Source organism: Candidatus Sulfurimonas marisnigri, assembly GCF_015265475.1.
GTDB classification, from domain to species: domain Bacteria; phylum Campylobacterota; class Campylobacteria; order Campylobacterales; family Sulfurimonadaceae; genus Sulfurimonas; species Sulfurimonas marisnigri.
In genome coordinates this window covers 1,479,957-1,500,846 of record NZ_CP054493.1, presented here as the reverse complement: position 1 = coordinate 1,500,846, position 20,890 = coordinate 1,479,957, and the positions used below count along the sequence as shown (strand labels likewise).

The 20,890-nt window shown below is 32.0% G+C and carries 19 protein-coding genes; 13 read left to right on the top strand and 6 right to left on the bottom strand.

Features of this window, described 5'->3' with window-relative positions:
- Positions 1-14: 14 nt before the first annotated feature.
- From HUE87_RS07555 to HUE87_RS07500, 12 genes are all read left to right on the top strand, one after another.
- Complete coding sequence (locus tag HUE87_RS07555) at positions 15-842, top strand: tyrosine-type recombinase/integrase (protein ID WP_194365592.1); 828 nt, start codon at positions 15-17, stop codon at positions 840-842.
- The gene (locus HUE87_RS07550; RefSeq protein ID WP_194365591.1) at positions 839-1,312 is read left to right on the top strand and encodes an HD domain-containing protein; all 474 of its coding nucleotides are present in this window, start codon (positions 839-841) and stop codon (positions 1,310-1,312) included. The genes HUE87_RS07555 and HUE87_RS07550 overlap by 4 nt, the downstream gene beginning before the upstream one ends.
- A gap of 67 nt (positions 1,313-1,379) precedes the next feature.
- The gene (locus HUE87_RS07545) at positions 1,380-1,886 is read left to right on the top strand and encodes a hypothetical protein (protein WP_194365590.1); all 507 of its coding nucleotides are present in this window, start codon (positions 1,380-1,382) and stop codon (positions 1,884-1,886) included.
- A gap of 8 nt (positions 1,887-1,894) precedes the next feature.
- A complete protein-coding gene (locus tag HUE87_RS07540) occupies positions 1,895-2,608 on the top strand; it encodes a sulfite exporter TauE/SafE family protein (protein WP_194365589.1) in 714 nt (237 codons plus the stop codon).
- Between the two features lie 45 nt (positions 2,609-2,653).
- Positions 2,654-3,475, top strand: coding sequence for an HDOD domain-containing protein (locus HUE87_RS07535; RefSeq protein WP_194365588.1), 822 nt, complete (start codon positions 2,654-2,656; stop codon positions 3,473-3,475).
- Positions 3,472-3,984, top strand: a complete 513-nt coding sequence (locus HUE87_RS07530) for a hypothetical protein (protein ID WP_194365587.1) — start codon at positions 3,472-3,474, stop codon at positions 3,982-3,984. Before HUE87_RS07535 ends, HUE87_RS07530 begins: the two co-directional genes overlap by 4 nt.
- A gap of 10 nt (positions 3,985-3,994) precedes the next feature.
- Positions 3,995-6,715: a DNA polymerase I gene (gene polA, locus HUE87_RS07525; RefSeq protein ID WP_194365586.1), complete on the top strand. Its 2,721-nt coding sequence runs from the start codon at positions 3,995-3,997 to the stop codon at positions 6,713-6,715.
- 68 nt (positions 6,716-6,783) lie between these two features.
- The gene (locus tag HUE87_RS07520) at positions 6,784-8,736 is read left to right on the top strand and encodes a putative bifunctional diguanylate cyclase/phosphodiesterase (RefSeq protein ID WP_194365585.1); all 1,953 of its coding nucleotides are present in this window, start codon (positions 6,784-6,786) and stop codon (positions 8,734-8,736) included.
- A complete protein-coding gene (locus tag HUE87_RS07515; RefSeq protein WP_194365584.1) occupies positions 8,736-9,947 on the top strand; it encodes a PAS domain-containing sensor histidine kinase in 1,212 nt (403 codons plus the stop codon). The genes HUE87_RS07520 and HUE87_RS07515 overlap by 1 nt, the downstream gene beginning before the upstream one ends.
- Positions 9,937-10,635: a response regulator transcription factor gene (locus HUE87_RS07510; protein WP_194365583.1), complete on the top strand. Its 699-nt coding sequence runs from the start codon at positions 9,937-9,939 to the stop codon at positions 10,633-10,635. The genes HUE87_RS07515 and HUE87_RS07510 overlap by 11 nt, the downstream gene beginning before the upstream one ends.
- Before the next feature lie 64 nt (positions 10,636-10,699).
- Positions 10,700-13,534, top strand: coding sequence for a ChaN family lipoprotein (locus tag HUE87_RS07505; RefSeq protein WP_194365582.1), 2,835 nt, complete (start codon positions 10,700-10,702; stop codon positions 13,532-13,534).
- Between the two features lie 59 nt (positions 13,535-13,593).
- Positions 13,594-14,253 (top strand): ferritin family protein, encoded by a 660-nt coding sequence (locus tag HUE87_RS07500; protein ID WP_194365581.1) that lies wholly within the window; start codon positions 13,594-13,596, stop codon positions 14,251-14,253.
- A 22-nt stretch (positions 14,254-14,275) separates the two neighbouring features.
- Here HUE87_RS07500 and HUE87_RS07495 read toward each other — a convergent pair whose 3' ends face one another.
- Positions 14,276-14,599: an MTH1187 family thiamine-binding protein gene (locus tag HUE87_RS07495; RefSeq protein ID WP_194365580.1), complete on the bottom strand. Its 324-nt coding sequence runs from the start codon at positions 14,597-14,599 to the stop codon at positions 14,276-14,278.
- 13 nt (positions 14,600-14,612) lie between these two features.
- Entirely contained in the window at positions 14,613-16,034 is a 1,422-nt protein-coding gene (locus HUE87_RS07490) for a DUF4116 domain-containing protein (protein ID WP_194365579.1), read from the bottom strand.
- A gap of 163 nt (positions 16,035-16,197) precedes the next feature.
- On the opposite strand from HUE87_RS07490, the gene HUE87_RS07485 reads away from it, so the two are divergent.
- Entirely contained in the window at positions 16,198-17,592 is a 1,395-nt protein-coding gene (locus tag HUE87_RS07485; protein ID WP_194365578.1) for a class I SAM-dependent methyltransferase, read from the top strand.
- Positions 17,593-17,611: 19 nt separating this feature from the next.
- Here HUE87_RS07485 and HUE87_RS07480 read toward each other — a convergent pair whose 3' ends face one another.
- From HUE87_RS07480 to dapA, 4 genes are all read right to left on the bottom strand, one after another.
- Complete coding sequence (locus HUE87_RS07480) at positions 17,612-18,490, bottom strand: mercuric transporter MerT family protein (RefSeq protein WP_194365577.1); 879 nt, start codon at positions 18,488-18,490, stop codon at positions 17,612-17,614.
- Positions 18,491-18,665: 175 nt separating this feature from the next.
- A complete protein-coding gene (locus HUE87_RS07475) occupies positions 18,666-19,100 on the bottom strand; it encodes an ankyrin repeat domain-containing protein (protein ID WP_194365576.1) in 435 nt (144 codons plus the stop codon).
- 27 nt (positions 19,101-19,127) lie between these two features.
- Entirely contained in the window at positions 19,128-19,910 is a 783-nt protein-coding gene (locus HUE87_RS07470) for an enoyl-ACP reductase (protein WP_430732972.1), read from the bottom strand.
- A gap of 1 nt (position 19,911) precedes the next feature.
- A complete protein-coding gene (gene dapA / locus HUE87_RS07465; protein ID WP_194365574.1) occupies positions 19,912-20,805 on the bottom strand; it encodes a 4-hydroxy-tetrahydrodipicolinate synthase in 894 nt (297 codons plus the stop codon).
- Positions 20,806-20,890 lie beyond the last annotated feature (85 nt).

The window sequence follows — 20,890 nt, the reverse complement described above, 5'->3', positions numbered from 1 at the left end:
TGCTGCTATCTGCAATGTCAAACGAGTTAGAGGCATTTGTAGAGTACATAAGTGTTACAAGAGCCCTTAGTAAAAGAAGTGTAGAAGCTTACAGAGGTGATTTAAACACTCTTGAAGACACTCTTGGTAAACCTTTGATAAGTATAGATTCTAAAACTCTTTTTTCTGCATTAAGTATATATAAAAACAAGAGAACACTAAATAGAAAACTATCTTCTGTAAACGCTTTTTTTGACTTCTGTTACAAGAGTCAGTTTAAAGATGAAAAAACAAAACTTAAGCTCTCAAAAATTCCAAAACTACTTCCAAAATTTATTTCATACAAAGAGATACAAAGCTCATTAGATTTAATAGATAGAAGTTCATGGATAGGTCTTCGAGATTATGCTCTTATAATCTATTTATATGCAACTGGGGCAAGGATAAGTGAGTGTTTGTCTCTAAAATCAGATGATATAGATGGTGAGTGGCTTCGTATTCGACATGCTAAGGGTGAAAAAGAGAGAATAGTTCCTATCGCAAAAGTAGCAGTTGAGGCTGTTAAAAGCTACTTGAATGAGTTTAAATATGAAAATGAGTTTATTTGGTGTAATTATAGGGGTGAGAATTTAAGTAGAATCTCTGCATATAAAATTACTCAAAAGTATTTAGGAGTATCTCCACATGTACTTCGCCACTCTTATGCTACAGCACTTATAACTGGCGGTGCTGATTTAAGAGTAGTGCAAGAGCTTTTAGGCCACTCTTCACTTTTAACTACGCAGATTTATACACATATTCAAAAACAAAATTTAAAAGAAACAGTCGATGTTTGTCACCCGATGGCAAAGGAAAATATATGAACAAAGTTAATAATAACGTTTTGTCAGTACCATTTTTAAAATCTCTTTTTTTTACTCAAAATAATTGGCATCAACATGGAGTATTAGTTCACACACTTCGAGTGACATATTATACGTTAAAAGCTGGAGAGTGGAAGTTTTTTGCAGCAGCAATATTACATGATATTGGCAAGCCATCTACTGCGTATAAAAAAGACAAAGAGGACATTGATTATAATGAGTACAGTTTTACAGACCATGAAGAGAGAAGTTACCAAATAATTAAGAACTGGCCTTTTATAAATAAGTATACAAAAGAAATAGTAAGGTATCACTACCTGATACGTGATATTCAAAAAAGTGAAAAAGAGGACTTGTCCAGGTTTTATGAAAAAAAAGAAATATGGGAAGCGCTTGATGAGGATATAAAAGCAGATTTAGAGAGGTTTATGATTTATGATGACTTGGGTAAAGGCAAGAAAAGAAGATAAAATATTTAGTTTATCAAATTTTACTATTATTATGTTTGATTTTCCAAATAATTAGGAGTTTATTCAGATGATAAAAAATATGATGCCATTTTTGGTAATAGTAGTTTTAGTTTTAATGATAGTTACACTGTTTTTATCTCTTGCTTCAACAAATAAGATGATAGTTATAAAAGAAGGAAATACAAATCAAGCACCAATTGAGATGAAAGTAGGTGTCTTTCAAGATAGTGACTGTGGAATGGTAATCAATGATTTAAGAGATGCATCGCAAGTGGTATCAAAAAGTGCAAAGAGTTGGTTTTTTCATGACCACGGCGGCATGATAAAATGGATAGAAGATAAAGAGTTTAAATCTGATGCAAAGATTTGGGTTATGAGTAGAGATACTAAAGAGTGGATAGATGCAAGAAGTGCTTTTTATTCACTTACAGATGATACACCTATGGGTTACGGATTTGGTGCTTATGAGTTTAAAAAAGATTTACATGTAGATTTTGCTACAATGCGTTTAAGAATGCTAAGAGGGGAGACTCTTAAAAATCCGCGTATAAAAAAACATCTTTTAGGGAACTAACTACTTATATGGAAACAGTAAATATTATATCTATTATCAGTATTGCTTTTTTAGGCTCTTTTGGTCACTGCATTGGGATGTGTGGCGGTATTGTATTGGCTTATTCAACAATAAAAATACAACCGCAAAGCTCAAAAGTTTCTAAAACTAAAGCGCATCTTCTTTACTCATTTGGGAGAGTCTTTACATACTCTATTCTCGGTGCTATATTTGGAGGGCTTGGAGGTGTTGTTACCTTTAACAATACAGCAAATGGAACACTTCTTATAGTAGCCGGAATTGCAATGGTTTTAGCTGGACTTTCACTTATGGGAAAGATAAAATTTTTAACTCTTATTGAACACTCTATCTCATCCTCACCTTTTTATAAAAATGCGTTTAAGCAAGTGCTAAACTCAAAATCAAATATTAGTTTTTTTATTTTGGGAATGCTCAACGGTCTTTTACCATGCGGGTTTGTTTACTTTTTTGCAATTACTGCTGCAAGTACTGCTAGCCCTTTATATGGTGCTTTTGTCATGGCTATATTTGGATTAAGTACAATACCTGCAATGTTCTCTCTTGGCTTTTTAACATCTTTGTCTAATTCAACAAGCTTTAGAAATATGATGATGAGTCTCTCCTCGTTTGCTGTGATTCTTTATGGTATTCATACTCTCTACAACGGATATGATTATATTAATAGAGCTGATAAAACACTAACAGAGTGCCATACTAAATAAAATTTATATTTACATGATATAATATCCCTAAAAAAGGTTCTTGTTTTGAAAAGCTCAATTATTGATAGCATTAAAGCACTCCCTCCGCTCTCAACAACAATAGTGGAAATCAATAGAATACATGCTGATGAAAACTCTACTATAAATGATCTGTCAAAGGTGATAGAACACGACCCTATGATAATTGCGAATCTTCTTAAAGCTGCAAACTCCCCGCTGTATGGGTTCGCACGACAGATAAAAAGTGCTTCTCAGGCTGTAAGCCTTTTTGGTATGGGAATGACTCGCTCTATAGCTATAGGAAACTCAATCAGAAAGCTTCTGAATGTTGATATGAAGCCATATGGGATTACATCAGAAAAATTTGCAGATATTTCATTGCTTCAAGCTACTTTAATACTCAATTGGTATAAAAAAGTAGACAAAAAGAAGGCTGAAACACTATATTTGGCAGCATTTTTACAAGAGACTGGGAAGATTTTAATAGCAAGTGATGTAATTCAAAGTGATGAAGCAATTAGTTTTGCAAGTGAAGTGGAGACATCAAATAATTTAGCAATGGTTGAAAAATCTTACTCAGATGTTACATGTGGTGAAGTTACAGCATTAGTGTTTGAGCATTGGGGATTTGATAAAGAATTTGTAGAGATGATTAGATATTCAGATAACCCATCAGCTGCTCCTGAAAAAATTAGAGAGTACTCAACAGCTTTAAATATAGTAAAAACAATCATACCTGTCAACAAACCTTTAAGTGAGATGGGGATAAACTTTGGACTTAAAAAAGCACTTGATGCAGGTTATAACCATGAGCTATTAGAAGATTCAGTAGATGATATTATTGACACTTTAGAACCAGTTACATGAGTAATAAATATCATTATAAAGCGTACAAAGAAGGATTGCTTCAAAGAATGGCAATTCAGGGCTTAAGAGAAAAAATAGACCCTTCGGATGAAAATTATGCAGAGTATGAAAAAGTAATTAAAAAAGAGATATCTACTCTTGAAAAAATCAAATTTGATGGATACATGTTACTTTTAGCAGATGTTGTTTTAGTATCAAGAGAGATATCTGGTTTTGTCTCTTGTTTTGGAAGCATTCAAAATTCTTTAACAGCATTTGTTTTAGATATTGTTGATGTTTATGAGTTTGATAAGAATAATTTTAAAAATTTTACACCATTTGCTAAAAAGCCGGTAGTGAATATTTTAATTTCCAGTTATGCCAATGGTGGCTGTGTTGGATACATAAAGCATAAGTATCCTGATTTAATAAAAAAAGTAAAAAAAAGAACTATTATTTTTAATGATGACTTGATAATAAAGTTTATCGATTTAGGAATTGAGATAAAAGTTAAAGAAACACAAGAGTAATAGGACATATATGAGCAAAACAGTTACAGTAATAGACACATTTGGATTTTTCTTTCGTAGTTTTTATGCACTCCCCTCCCACCTTAAAAACAAAGACGGCTTCCCTACAGGACTTTTAACAGGTTTTACAAACTTTATATCAACGCTTCAAAAACAGCACGACAGTGACTATATAATATTTGCAATTGATACAAAGGGAAATACTTTTAGAAATGAGATTGACCCAAACTACAAAGCAAATCGTAAAGCACCACCTGAAGAACTTACAATGCAACTCCCAATTGCAATAGAGTGGATAGACAAAATGGGGTACAAAACTCTTGGTAAAGTTGGGTTTGAAGCTGATGATATCATAGCTACTGTTACGCATTTTGCAAGAGAGAAGAACTATGATGTTAGAGTCGTATCACATGATAAAGATCTTTACCAACTTATAGATGATGGGAAGGTTGTAGTAGTAGATGCTATTAAGAGAAAGAGCATGGATGAAGATGCCTGTTTTGATAAATACGGTGTAACACCAAAACAGTTTATAGATTACCAGTCTATATTAGGTGATTCGGCCGATAATGTACCTGGTGTTAAAGGGATAGGTAAAGTAGGGGCTGAGAAACTTTTAGTTGAGTACGGAACTTTAGATAATATATATGCAAATATTGATGAAATAAAGCCGCCAGGTGTTAAAAATAAGCTTATAGAGTCAAAAGAGGGTGCTTACATGTCAAAAGAGCTTGTAACACTAAGAGATGATGTGCTTGACGAGTTTGATTTTGAAGAGTACAAAATGGATATTGAACACCCATTTTTAAATATTTATGATGAGCTTGTAAAGTATGAGCAAAATGCTATTTTAAGAATTCTTCATGCTAAAAATATGGTTAGCAACCTTACACATCAAGAGGCTGTTAAAAAAGTAGAAGTTGAGATACAAGAGACTAGAAAATTGAACTTTAAAGCCACTTTGATAACTGACGAGAAAGAGTTAGATAGAGTATTAAGCACCTTGGATAGAGATACAATAGTAGCTTTTGACACAGAAACCACAGGTCTTGATTATGAAAAAGACAATCTAGTTGGCTTTAGTTTTAGTTTTAATGATACAGAAGCCTATTATGTTCCCTTTGCTCACTTTTATCTAGGTGTACCAGAACAAATCAGTTTAGACGATGCTAAGGTAGCAATTAAAAAAATATTTAACTCTAAAGTAGTTGGGCACAATGTCAAGTTTGATTTGCATTTTGTCACTAGATTTTTAGGAGATGATAGTTTAGATATCTATGCCGATTCTATGATACTAGCATGGCTTATTAATCCAGAGAGTGCTCTGTCTCTTGATAAATTAGCAGATAAACTTTTAAACCACACCATGGTGGCTTTTAAAGATACAGTGAAAAAAGGGGAGACTTTTGCTGGTGTTGAAGTTGAAGATGCTTGTAAATATGCTGCTGAAGATGCCTTTATAACTTTAAAACTTTATAATCTTTTTTTAGAAAAGCTAGAGCTTCAAGGGGCAGATTATTTAATAGAGGAGTCTCTACATGTAGAAGTGCCTTTTATTAAAACTCTTTTGAAGATGGAAAAAGAGGGGATAGAGGTAAATAGTGCATTTTTAGAGAAGTTTTTGGTTGATGTAAAAGAGACTTTGGGTGAATTGACAAAAAGTATATATGCATTAGCCGGCAGTGAGTTTAATATTAACTCTACTCAACAGTTAGGAGTTATACTTTTTGAACATCTAGGACTTCCTGTTGGCAAGAAAACAAAGACTGGCTACTCAACAAACGAACAAGTTTTAAGCTCACTAGAAGACAAACATGAGATTATCCCTAAATTATTAGAGTATAGAGAAGTTTATAAGCTTTATTCAACATATATTGAACCTCTTTTGAAGTTAAGTAGGGAAGATAAAGATAGCCGTATTCATACCTCTTTTGTTCAAACAGGAACTGCAACAGGACGACTTAGCTCTAAAAATCCCAATCTACAAAATATCCCTACTAGAACAAGACTCGGTAGCAAAATTAGAGAAGCTTTTGTAGCTGGTAACGGCAAAAAACTTATAGGTATAGATTATTCACAAATCGAGCTTAGACTTCTTGCACACTTCTCTCAAGATAGAGTATTGGTTGATGCTTTTACTCAAGATAAAGATATTCATATGCAGACTGCTATTGCACTTTTTGGTGAGGATGAAGCAGCTTCTAAAAGAAATGTTGCAAAAACAGTAAATTTTGGCCTTCTTTATGGGATGGGACAGAAAAAACTCTCAGAGACTTTAGGTATTACAACTAAAGAGGCTAAAGAAATTATAGAGAAGTATTTTGATTCATTCCCAACAGTTAGAAAATATTTTCGCTCTATTGTAGACAACTCTAAGGAGTTTGGGTATGTGGAAACTTTACTAAAACGCCGTAGATATTTTGATTATGAAAATGCTACACCTATGTTTAGAGCGGCATACGAGAGAGAGTCTGTAAATAGCCTATTTCAGGGGAGTGCATCTGACCTAATAAAGTTATCTATGAATAAAATACATAAAGTGATAGAAGATGAAAGATTAAATGCAAAGATGCTTCTTCAAATTCACGATGAACTTATATTTGAAGTATATGAAGATGAAGCAGAGATCTTAGGTTATAGATTCAAAGAGATAATGGAGAATATTAAAGAGCTACATATACCTCTAAAAGCCAGTATAAACATTGGAAACAACTGGAGTGAATTAAAATAAGTTTTATTGTTAATAAAATTTTTATAGTAGTTGTACTATTATATTAAAAAATATTATAAAGAGTTTGTATGAGTTTAAATAAATATCAAATAGTCACCGTAGAAGCTGTGAAGCGAGTATATCTTAACTCTCAAATTGGTATATTTGGTCACTTTGCAGTCGTAATATTGATGGCTTTGATATTTATGAACAAAATACCGCAGTCTGTTATCTTTTTTGGAGTAGCAGTTCATATGATAATTTTAACTAGACGAATTATGTTAACATTTAAATTTAATAAAATAAAAGATGAGCCTTTTAGCTATATAGATATTAAAAAATGGATGTTTATATATACTAGATGTATGTTTTTTAGCGGTGCGGCATTTGGACTAACGCTATTTTTTTTAGAAAACTTGGAAGTTGAGTATCATTTTTTTATTTTATCTATGCTTGTTGCGTTGGCTGCAGGAGCTATTCTTACAATTGGTGAAGTATTCACTATTTATATCTCATACCTTGCAGGAATGCTTGTTGTAACATTTATTTGGATGTTATTGCATGCTGAGCATATTTATAACATGGGTGCCTTGTTGATTTTTGGAGTTTTCTTTTATTTAGTATCAACTTCTCGTCGTTATGCCGATAACTTTAGAGAAATAGTGTTAGAAAAAAATAGAGCAAAAGAGCATATTTGTGAGCAAGAAAAAGCTCAAGAGGAGATAATTGAGCAAAAATGCATTCTCGATTATCAAGCCAAACATGATTCACTGACTGATCTGCCAAATAGAGCTCTGTTCAACGACAGACTTAAATTGGGAATTCAAAAAGCAAAAAGAAATGGAACTATTTTAGCTCTATATTTTATAGATTTAGATAATTTTAAAATTGTTAATGATTCTCTAGGTCACGAGATGGGAGATAAAGTCTTAAAAGAAGTAACCTTAAAACTAAAAAGTATTATGCGTATAAATGACACACTCGCCCGTTGGGGCGGAGATGAATTCACTGTCATTTTAGAAGATTTAAAGAATTCTGCTGCGGCATCTACTCTAGCTCAAAAAATCATTAAAGTTTTAACAGAACCATTGGTAATAAGTGGACATACACTTTATGTCACATGCAGTATCGGTATAAGCTTATATCCTCAAGATGGTAAAAATTCTGAGGACCTTATTAAGTATGCAGATAGTGCAATGTATAAAGCTAAAAATGAGGGAAAAAATAATATTCAGTTTTATTCAGATGATATGACTAAGTTAGCGTTGGAGAGAGTTGTTATGGAGTCCAGTTTAAGATCAGCAATTAACAATGAGGAGTTTGTAGTTTATTATCAGCCTCAAATAGATGCAACTAATGATAAACTTACTGGTATGGAAGCTTTGGTTAGATGGAATCACCCGATTAATGGTCTAGTTTCACCTTTTAAATTTATACCATTAGCAGAAGAGACAGGTATGATTGTTGAAATTGATAATATAGTTATGAATATTGCTATGAAACAGTTTCGTATTTGGAAAGATGAAGGCTATAATCCAGGGCTACTCTCTCTTAATTTATCAATGAAACACTTAGAACAACAAAATTATATTAAACATTTAAAAGCCAGCATGCAGATGTATTCTATTGACGCACAAGAGTTAGAGTTAGAACTTACAGAGAGTGATATTATGAAGAGACCAGAAGAGGCGATAGTTAAATTAAAGGAGATAAGTGACTTAGGTGTAAGAATAGCAATTGATGATTTTGGTACAGGCTATTCATCTCTCTCTTACCTTAAAAAACTTCCTATTAATAAACTAAAGATTGATAAGTCATTTGTTGATGATATTCCAGATGATGAAGATGGTAAAGCTATTGTTAGAGCGGTTATAGCATTAACACATAGTTTAAACCTTGAATTAATTGCAGAGGGAGTAGAAGAAGAGTCTCAAAAAGATTTCTTACTTGAGAATGGTTGTAATAATATTCAGGGTTATTACTACTCTAAACCTATATCTTTTGTTAATATACAAGAGTACATGAAAGACAAAATGAGATAATGATAAAGCAATATAAAGAAGCAATAGAAAAAAGCAATATAATTTCAAAAACTGATATTGATGGGATTATTACTTTTGTAAATGAGGAATTTTGTAAAATTAGTGGCTATTCAAAAGATGAACTTATTGGAAAAAATCATAATATTATCAGGCATCCTGATGCTGACGCTTCAAAGTTTAAAATTTTATGGGAGACGATAAAAGCTAAGGGTATATATAAAGATACTGTTAAAAATTTAGCAAAAGATGGCTCCATATTTTATGTAAATACAACGATAGTTCCAATACTCGAAGAGAATGGGAATATAGATGAATTTATTGCTATTAGATATGATGTAACCAGAGAGGTTATTTTAAAAGATGAACTTTTAAAAAAAGAGATAGAGTATGAAGAGTTAAATAAAACTCTTGAAAAAAGAGTACAAGAGCAAACAAAAGAGCTTCAAGAGTTAAATAAAACATTGGAACTGATAGTGAAAGAAGAGATAGCTAAAAATGAAGAGAAACAGCGTGTAATGTTTTGGCAGTCTAGACATGCAAGTCTTGGTCAGATGTTGGCAAATATCGCTCATCAGTGGAGACAGCCACTTACTGAATTGAATTTAGCTATATTTAGCATAAAAAAAGCCGCAATAAATGAGAATAGCGATGATCTGACAAAATTTTATAAAGAGAGTAAAAAAATAATAAAAAATATGTCAGAAACTATAGATGACTTTACTAATTTTTTTAAACCAAAAAAAGAGAAACACTATTTTAATATCAGCGACAGCATAAGAGAATCTATAGCTCTTTTAGAGAACTCTATTAAGGATGATTTGATAAGCGTAAAAACTGACTTTACTGACATAAAAGTTCTTGGAGTAGAAAATGAACTTACACAGGTAATAATAAACTTAATAAACAATGCCAAAGATGCTTTTATAAATAATGCTATATTAATAAGAGAGATAAGCATTAGCACTAAAAAAGATGATGGTTTTGCGGTAATAGAAGTTAAAGATAATGCTGGTGGTATATCTAAAGAGAATTTAGAGAAAATTTTTGAGCCATACTTTACAACTAAGCATAAAAGTCAAGGTACTGGACTGGGACTTTTTATGTCAAGAATGATTTGCGAACAGGGATTAAACGGTTTTATGGATGTGAGTAGCAAAAAAGGTATAACAAATTTTATTATAAAAATACCATTGGATAAAAATGAAAAATAGAGTATTAAAACAGATAAAAGTTCTACTTGTTGAAGATGAAGAAAATATTGCAAGACTTTTAAAAGATGCTATTGGAGATAATTTTTTAAGTTTTATTATTGCGAAAGATGGTGAAGATGGCTTAGATATGTTTATAAAATACTCTCCAGATATTGTCATAACAGATATTAATATGCCTAGTCTTAATGGTCTTGATATGTCAAAAAAACTAAAAGATATTAACCCTACTATCCCTATAATCATATTAAGTGCATTTAGTGAAAAAGAGAAGCTATTTAGTGCCATAGATATTGGCGTAACAAAGTATTTTTTAAAACCCTTTGACCCTGAAGAGTTGTTAGATTATATAGATAGCATATCTGAAAGTATAGCCTCGAAAATGGTGACATTAAGTGAAGGGTTTGTCTTTAATAAAGGTACTAATAGTCTTTATAAAAATGATAGATTTGTCTCATTATCAAAAAAAGAGAGTGCTTTTTTTGCACTTTTACTCGAAAATAAGAATAGCGTTATAAATGATGAAAACATAAAAATTTCTCTTTGGCCGAGAGAAGATGTAAGCGATGAAAGACTTAGAACATTCATAAGAAGAGTCAGGGCAAAAACTTCAAAAAAGTTGATAAATAATGTAAAAGGAATAGGATATCAAATTTATTTTACAAATGTAAATTCAATATATAATTTTTAATATATACTCTTCTGTATTCTTATTATTGCTACAATAGCAACTCTTACATGTAAAGGAAAACACAATGAAAAAATTGCTATTACTTACAACAATTATGTTATCTACTATTTACGCACATGAATGTAAATATACGCTTGAGATTGATTTAGATATTGAGAAAGGGTTACTTAAAGGTCATGCTATTATAGAAAGTGACCACCCATCTATGAAGTTGCTCGATACAAAAGCAAATATTATGAGTGTTAAAAATGCAAAACTAACTGTAAATGAAAATGTCCCTTACCTTATAAAAGAAGATGTTAATAGAGCTTTAGAGATGACGTTTACGCATAATTTTCAACCAATCAGTTCAGATGCAATACTTCTTGAGTCTTGGTATCCTAAAATTGATATTATGTGTAAATATGAAACCATAGTTTCTAATTCTGAAATCACAACTGTTATAGAAGCAACTAAAGTAACTCATGATGGCACTTCAAAACACTATATATTTGAAAATCCACTGGAATCTCTTCATTTAATTGCATCAAAAAATTATGTAGTTAGCTCTAAAACAACTAAAGATGGACTGACTCTTTCTACATCCCTTTATCCTTATGACGTACATTTATCAAATATATATCTTCAAAGAAGTGAAAAATATTTTAATCTTTATAATAATATATTTGGTTTTCTACCTTTTAAAAATTTCTCAGTAGTAGAAACACCTTTTCCTGCAGGGTATTCTATGCCAACATATACTCTTATAGGAAAACAAATTATTAGTAAAGATTTTGTTTTAGATAGTTCGTTAGGACATGAGATAGCACATCAATGGTTTGGTGGCTATGTATATTCACCAGATCAGGGAAACTGGGTAGAGGGGATAACTACTTTTTACTCTGATTACCTTTATGCAAAACAAAAATCAAAAGCGTCTGACTATAGAAAAGATATATTAATGAAGTATAACTCATTCGTAAATCAAAACAATGAAACCGCACTTATTGAGTTTACTCATAAAAATAAAGAGAGTAACAATGCTATTGGATATGGAAAAGCTACTTTCTTTTTTTACATGTTGGAGAAAAAAATAGGTGAAGATGCATTTAACAGAGGGGTTAAAAAACTATTTCAAATGTACCCTTATAAGACAGCATCATACAAGAACCTTAGAGAAATATTTGAAGAGGTTTCAGGTTTAAAACTTTTGGATTTTTTTATAACTTGGGTTTATAACAAAGGGGCATTGGATATTAAAATTGATAATATTAATTTGATATTTTTAAAAGATAAATATATTCTTGAATTTGATACAGTGGCTAACATGCAGCTTACTTCTGTGCCAATATCAGTCTGTTCAAATGAAGAGTGCTTATATACGACAATAGATATTACTAAAAAAAGACAACGTTTAGAATTAGATATTGAGCCTACAAAGATTGTTATTGATGAGACTTATGAAGTTTTTAGAAAGTTGGATGAAAGAGAAGTTCCTCCTGTTATTTCAAAAATTATTCAGGATAATACTCTTGTTGTGATTGATAAAGATGATGAGAAAAAATTCTCTAAAATCATATTTGCCTATAAAAGTTTTAAGTATGCTGATGAAATAACATTTGAAGAGATAAAAAACAATAATATTTTAATATTTGGTGCTAAAAACTCACTCCTAGAGAAGTTTGCTATTAATTTTAAAATGGAAGGTGAAGGGAAAATTGAAGTGTTTAAAAATCCTTTAAACACTTCAAATGTTATCGCAGTGTTTGATGTAGAGCAAATTTCTAATACTTTTTTATATAAACTGAAACATCTAGGAAAATACTCAACAGTAGTTATTAAAGGTGGAGTAATTGTTGAAAAAACGACTAAGGAATCATTAAATGGAATCATATACACAATTAATAGCGGCTCATTTGCACAAAAACCAAATAAACAAAAGCTTGGCGATACTTTTAAAGATATAGTTGATAAAAAGGTTGTGTTTATAGGGGAAATGCATACTGAATTCTCAAGTCATCTCAATCAACTAAAGATAATTAAGGCTATGTATAAAAACAATCCAAAACTCTCTATCGGCATGGAAATGTTTCAAAAACCATTTCAAAAATTTCTAGATGCATTTATTGCAGGAACAATAAGTGAAAAAGAGATGCTTAAAAAGACCGAGTACTTTAAGAGATGGAAATATGACTATGAGCTGTATAGACCAATTGTGCTTTTTGCTAAAGATAAGCATATACCAATTATTGCACTTAATATAGACAGGGCTATAACAAAAATAGTAGTAAGTGAGGGGTTGGATGCACTAAGTGATGAGCAGCGTTCTGAAGTGCCTACTTCAATAGATTTTTCCAATGAGAAATACAAGCAACAGTTAAAATCAATATACTCTATGCATCAATCCCAAAATTTTAAAAGTTTTGAGGAATTTTATCATGCACAACTTCTATGGGATGAGTCAATGGCTATGAATATTGTTAAATATATGAAAAAAAACAAAGATTATAATATGGCTGTCTTAGCTGGAAATGGTCATGTTATGTATGGATATGGTATTCCAAGTAGGATGAAGCGACGAGGTATTGTAGATTATGCAATTACTCTAAATATGAGAAGCCATGAGCCTGGAATTGCTGATTATATACTCTCAGCATCACCTGTTGGTACACAAAAAGCAAAAAAACTCGGCGTATATCTTGAGTCAAATGAAACATTAAATGTAATTAAGATTGTTGAAAACTCTTTTGCCGCTAAAGCTGATATAAAAGCAGGGGATACAATCATCTCTTTTAATGGTGTTTTACTTAAAGATAAGTTTGATCTTCAAAGAGAACTTGCATTTTTAAAAGGAAGTGGAGATATTCTACTTCTAAGGGATTCAAAAGAGATTAATGTAACAATTGAGTTTTCTAATTAGAGTGGTTGTTTTAGTTTTAGTATAATATAATATGTTTAATAATATTTAAAGGAGTTGTTGTGAGAAAGAATGAGTCGTACAGATGTAATAAATGTGGAAATGTGGTAGAGTTACAAAATGTGGGTGGAGGTGAGTTGCATTGTTGTGGACAAGCTATGGAGATGGTTACTCAAAGCTTAACTTCTGTAAATTTAATGAAAGCTTTTGCCGGTGAATCACAAGCTAGAAACAAATATGAATATTTTGCTAAGGTAGCACAAAAAGAGGGTTATAGAGATATAGCAGAGCACTTTCAAAGAGCAGCTAATAATGAAAAACATCATGCGAAGATGGAACTTGCACTAAACAATAGAATGACTAATAGTAGTGATAATAGTTTTGGAAATACAAAAGATAATCTTCAATCCGCAATTGATGGTGAATCTTATGAAAACTTAAAAATGTATCCTGATTTTGCCAAAATAGCAAAAGAAGAGGGATTCAGTGAAGCTGCTAAACTATTTTCTGGAATAGGTAAGATTGAAGTTGAACATGAGAATATGTTTAAAATGCTTTTGCAGAGACTTGAAATAGATGCTGAATTTATTAGTGAAGATAAAGAAGAAGCTTGGATCTGTGAAGTTTGTGGACATGTCCATTATGGTAAAAAAGCGTTAAAAAACTGTCCTGTTTGTGATCATCCGCAGGAGTATCAATCAAGATTAAATTCTAAAAAGTAACAGTAGGTTTTGAAGTAAACCACTAATGGTTTACTTTTCTATTTAAAACTTTTTCAACCGAAGCAATCTTTGTCTTAAGCCTGTTCTTCGTGTTCTTTCTAATATCGAATTTCAGAGATGAATAGACTCTGTCACACCCATTGATTTGCTCATAAGCAAGCTCTATAATAGCTAATGCTTCTTTCATTGTATCTGTCTCAATCACTGTCCCCATTGGGGTAAGTTGATATGCAACTCCAGATTTGTCTATAACATCTACTATCTTGCTGACCTGTGCTGAAACCGAATCTCCATCTCTGCAATTACTCGATGTTGGGAACATGCTAAACTCTAATAATACACTCATGTAATAACCTTTCTTATTTAATAAACTCTATTGCTTCATAAGCTTTTACCCCATTTATACTAAAAACTTTATTAGAATTATCAATTACATACTCAATTGAAAATCCATATTTGAATTTTTGCTCTAATGAATTAATTATAAAAGATCTTCTAAATGGAAGATAAATACTTTTGTCTTTATTTGGATAAATAAATAACGAACTAAGAGGATATTCCTCATCTCCATAATGCTCTATTATAGAGATGATTTTTATTGACTTAGTTGTTTTATTACTTATATTTAGATTTGAGTCAGTAATTTGAATCTTTATACTTTTATCTGAGATTAAATAATTTTTTGGTTTATTTCTAGAATAGATTTTTTTATAAACTAATAGTTGAACTTCAGTATCTGGATTATTTATATATGTAATTAGTCCTGAATCTTCTTTAACAGCAATAAATTGAACTTCTTTATATGGATTTTCTATATACTCAATAAGTTCAGGTCTGTGCTTAACAGCAATAAGTTGAACTTCTTTATCTGGATATTTTATATATTTAATAAGTTCTGGGTTTTGTTTAATTGCAGTAAGTTGGACTTCTTTATCTGGATTTTCTATGTATTCAATTAGATTTGCATTGTGCCTAATTGCATAAATCTGAACCTCTTTATCTTTATTTTTAATATATTTAACAAGACTAGGATTTTTCTTAATGGCAATAAGTTGAATTTCTTTGTCTGGGTTCTTTATATACTCAATAAGCTCAGGATTTTCATTTATTGCAATAAGCTGAACTGTTCTATGTTGATTTTGAATGTCTTTAATAAGGTTTACGTTATGTTTGACAGCAATAAGTTGAATTTCTTTGTCTGGGTTCTTTATATACTCAATTAGCTCAGGATTTTGCTTTATTGCAACAAGTTGAACTTCTTTGTCTGGGTTTTTAATATACTTAATGAGGTCGAAATTTTGTTTAATAGCAGTAAGCTGGACTTCTTTATCAGGATTATTGATGTATATAATTACTGAAGGGTCTTTATTTACAGATATAAGTTGTATCTCTTTATCAGGGTTTTGTATGTATCTAATATAGTCAGTGTTGTGTTTTATTGCAATTAGCTGAACCTCTTTATCCGGACTTTTGATGTACATTATCGTGGAAGGGTCCTCTTTCATTGCAATTAATTGAACCTCTTTCGCTGGGTTAATAATGTACTTAATAAGTTCACTATTTTGTTTTACAGCGATTAGTTGAACTTCAGTACAAGGGTTGTCTATGCTTTCAATACATGCTGGGTATTTATTGACGGCTGTTATTTGGCTTTGCAATGAAGCAAGGTTTAGATTGTTTTTACTGCTGCTACTAATAGTAGTAGGGGTAGATGCACAGCCAGTGATATAGTTTCCAATAATAAATACAATAAGTAATTCAATTATAATAATGATTTTCATTTTTATGCCTTTAATTAATTATATACAAATTTTTTGTATAATCAAAATAAATACACTTTTCTTTATTTAATTACTATATATCTATTGAAAACTAGTTAATTGTCTAAATTACTAAATAGACTAAATTATGATATTATTTTACGTATAAAAACAAAGGAATATTATGGCAAACCTGGACTCAATTATTGAACTATACTCAGATCTTGCAGACAATCCATCAAAAGATTTCGGATGGGAAAAAGGGCTTAGTAATGCTAAAGCTCAAAGATATAGGGATGAGTGGTTTGAAGTTTTGCCTAAAGATATATGGAAATATTGTGCAGCTGTTGGAAATCCATTTTTAAATGCAGAAATAAATAGCGGAGATGTTGTTGTTGACTTAGGCTGCGGTGCTGGTGTTGATCTACTTATTAGCGGATTACTTGTAGGAAAAGATGGACGAGCTATTGGCGTTGATATAACACCAAAGATGGTTAAAAAAGCAAAAGAACATGCCAATATGTCAGGCTTCTTACATGTAGATGCTATAGAGAGTAGTTTTGAGAATATACCACTAGAAGATGAGAGTGTTGATGTAGTGATTTCTAACGGTGCAATTAATTTAACAAGCTGTAAAGAGAGTGTGTTTGCTGAGATATTTCGTATATTAAAACCAGATGGAAAACTATTTTTTGCAGACATTATTGATATATCAAAAAATGATGAATTATCTACATGTTGTTCAGTAGAAGTAGCAAAAGAAGAGAGTTGCTGTGCAAGTAGTGAAGAAGAGAATTCTTGGGCAAATTGTGTAGCTGGAACGTTAAAACAAGAGAAGCTTATAGATATTATGTATAAAGCTGGCTTTACAGATATTGAGTGCACAGGTTTGACTGATTACACTACATCAGAGACTACAAGAGGAGCTACTTTTAGGGCTGTAAAAAATATATTAAAGCAGAGTAGACAAAAGCATTGGAATGATGTTTTTATTGAAAAAGATTATACTCAGGTTTTGTGGCACGAAAACTCGCCTGAGTTCTCTTTAGAGCTTATACATAAGTATGGTATTTCACATTATGATGCAATTATAGATGTAGGCTGCGGAGCTTCTTTATTGGTTGATAAACTTATTGAGAAGGGTTATAAAAATATTACCCTTCTTGATATTGCTGAATCTTCTTTGGATGTTGTAAAAGAGAGACTTGGAGAGTTGGGCTCAGCTGTTAGATATATATGTTGTGATGTAACACAGTTTGAAGCAACAAACAGTTTTTCTCTTTGGCATGATAGAGCTGTTTTTCATTTTTTATTAGATTCTAATGATAGAAAAAACTATTTTAAGAGTATGTATCAGGCATTAAAGTCTGGAGGAATAGCAATTATAAATACTTTTGCAATTGATGGACCTAAACAATGTTGTGGACTGGATATTATCCAGTATGATGCTCAAAAGATGAAAGAAGAGCTGATAGATGGATTAGAGCTTATAGAGAGTATTGAGATGCAGCATTTGACACCAACTAATAGCTATCAATCATATAGCTGTTTTATTATCAAAGCTACTAAATCTATTTAGTAGCTTTATCTACCGTAATTTATATCTCACCCTCTGATTTAATCACAGGTTTTTCATCCTCAGAAAAAGGATATCCAGCTCTCGCCCAGCCCTTTACACCTGCAGTTAGATTATAAACATTCTTATAACCCAAATGTTTCATTGCTTGTGCTGCTAATAGGCTTCTAGCTCCTAAACGGCTGTAGACTACAACTACAGTGTTTTTGTTATCAATAGTTCCTAAAACTTTAAATTCTAAATCACATCTAGATATTGCATAACTTTCATCATCTGTATATATCTCTGCTTTTGTTCTTTTTGATGAGCCTCTAACATCAAGAAGAGTAACATCCTCTCCGTTATCAAGCATTTTCTTTAAAACAGCAGGACTCATCTCCTCTACTTCAGTTCTTGCGTCAGCAAGCATTGCATCAAGCTCTTTATTACCAGTTCCAGTGCAAGCCTGTTGGTTGCAGGCTGTAGGATTTGCTTTTTCATTACTCATGTATTTTAAAACGGGTAAGTTATTTACCGGTTTTTTAACTTCATTCCCAACTGTACAGCTATTACACTCTGCCTCAGTGTTGAAATATTTATACCCCCATAGAGGAAATGAAAGCATAATAATTGAAAATAGAGTAACTATTGCTAAAAACTTCTTACTAGAGAAAAATCCAATCTTGCTTTCAACATCACAAGCACAATTAATATCATCTTTTTTTGTTTTTAGCTTATCCCACCAGGCATAAAGTAACACTAAAATAGTTACTCCAACTAGGTAGTTATGGTATGGTTGCATCCAAGAAAAAGACGAAGCTAAACTGCTTGATCCTACCAGTACTGCCAATACAGGTGTGATACAGCAAAGAGATGCTGCCACTGCTGCCACTATAGTAGCCATTATTTTCTTATCTGCCATTTTGTATTCCTGTCTTGTAATGTACATTTAAAGAGAATGATACAGTGATATCACTTAAATATAGTTAATTGTCTAAATTGCTAAATAGTTTTGTGAGTCGAGATTGATTGGAGTAGTGACATCTTTGTCACCCTGAACTTGATCCAGAGTCTAGTTGAGTAATTATTCAGAGATTTTAAGTTAAATACTCATACATATTAGTTCGTTCAAATTTTTGAGCAAGCATAGGAGCAGTCGCACCTCTAGCGTTGGCAATTGACTTGTCTGCACCTTTTTCAACTAGAAGTTTGCATATAGATGGAACATTGTCCATAATAGACTCCATTAATGGAGTCCAGCCCACACCATCTATTTTGTTGATATCTGCTCCCTTTTCCAAAAGTAGCTCAACCATCTCAGTTCTTTCACGTCTGATTGTTACATGTAGAAGTGTCCATCCATATTTATTTTGGATGTTTATATCTTCGAGCTCATTAACAATTGCGCTGAAAAGCGCTAAGTCATCTTTATAAACCGCCTTCTCAAGTAGCTCAAAAATATCTTCAAATTTTTCATTGTAATTTTTTACTTTGTCTTGTATATCTTGTGATAGTGTATTGATATTCTGCATTTGTAACCCTTTTTAAAGTTTAGCTATTTATTGAAAAGAAGTTCCACCGTCAATTACTATAGTCTGACCAGTTAACCATGAAGATTCACTACCGCATAAGAATAGACATGCTCCAGTTAAGTCTGTAGCTTCACCCATACGGCTAAGCGGAGAGCGTTTAACAACTTCACCTTTCACCTCTTCGTAGTTAGGGAATGCTTTTAATGCATCTGTGTCAATAGGACCGCCACTTACAGCATTTACACGGATATTTTTCTCACCAAGCTCAGCAGCAGCATATTTAACCATAGTCTCAATAGCTGCCTTATTTGTTCCATGACCTGAATAGTTTGGAGTGTATACAAGGTTACCAGTTGAGCTCATAGAGATAATAGAACCACCACCAATCTTATCCATTCTTTTTGCGGCTTCTTGTGCTCCAACAACGAATGCAGATACTGTTGCAGTATATATATTTGTTAAACCTTTTGGTTTAAGTCTCATAAATGGAGCAAATCCACCAACTACAGCACGACCAGAGATAATTGCATTTGATATAAAGAAGTCAAGTCTATCAAAATCTTCATCAAAAAGTTTATATACATCTTGATATGTTAAAGGTTCTAAAATGTCTAATTTGTAAGCTCTGCACTTAACACTATAGTTTGTTTCTATATCTGCTATGATTTCGTTCGCTGTATCTGCACTTGAAGCATATGTAAATGCTACATTGCAGCCTTTTGAAGCAAAAGCGTAAACTATAGCTTTACCAATTCCACGAGTTCCACCACTTATAAATAGTGTTTTTCCTTCTATGCTGTTTTGGGTCAATTTATAGTCCTTTGATTTCATAGTTTTTCATAACTTCTTCGATTTTCTTCATACTTTCTAGGCTTGGAGCTGTAAGAGGAAGACGGTATTCTAAAGTTTCAATAAGACCAGCAATATACATAGCCGCTTTTATCGGCATCGGATTAGCTTCGCAAAACATAACTGAATTTAGAGGATATAGTTTGTCATTTATAGCTTTTGCTCCAGCAAAGTCACCAGCAAGTGCAAGTTTTACTAATTCACTTTTTAAATCAGGCATTAAGTTTGAAGTAACAGATGTGATTCCAGCTCCACCATTTGCTAAAATAGGATAATCAATAGCATCATCACCAGAAAATACTTTAAGCTCAGGACGACGAGAAAGAAGTTCTACTGTGCGTTCTAAACTTCCTGTAGCCTCTTTGATACCATAGATATTTGTTACTTCATCAAATAGTCTAATAACGGTATCAGCAGATATATCAACAACAGTACGACCTGGGACATTATAAAGCATAAAAGGAAGCTCAGGTACAGAATCAGCTATTGCTTTATAGTGTTGGTAAAGTCCCTCTTGAGAAGGTTTTACATAGTATGGAGCTACTGAAAATATAGCATCAACACCACACTCTTGTGCATTTTTTGCAGCTAGTATTGCTTCTGATGTTGAGTTACTACCGGCACCAGCAAGAACCTTAGTATTAGTTCCTTTACAAACCTCTACAGCTATTTCCATACATCTTCTGTCTTCATCAGATGATAAAGTTGCACTTTCACCAGTTGTTCCAACTGGACAAACAGCATTTATACCATTGTTTATTTGTCTTTTTATCAGGTCTGCATAAGCCTGCTCATCTAATTTTCCATTTTTAAATGGAGTAATCAGTGCAGTGGTTGAACCAGTTACGATATTCATCTATTTAGCCTTACTTAAATTAATGTGCAATTATATCGAAATAGATTTAATATCAGTAAGTTCAACATCTTATTTGATATAATTA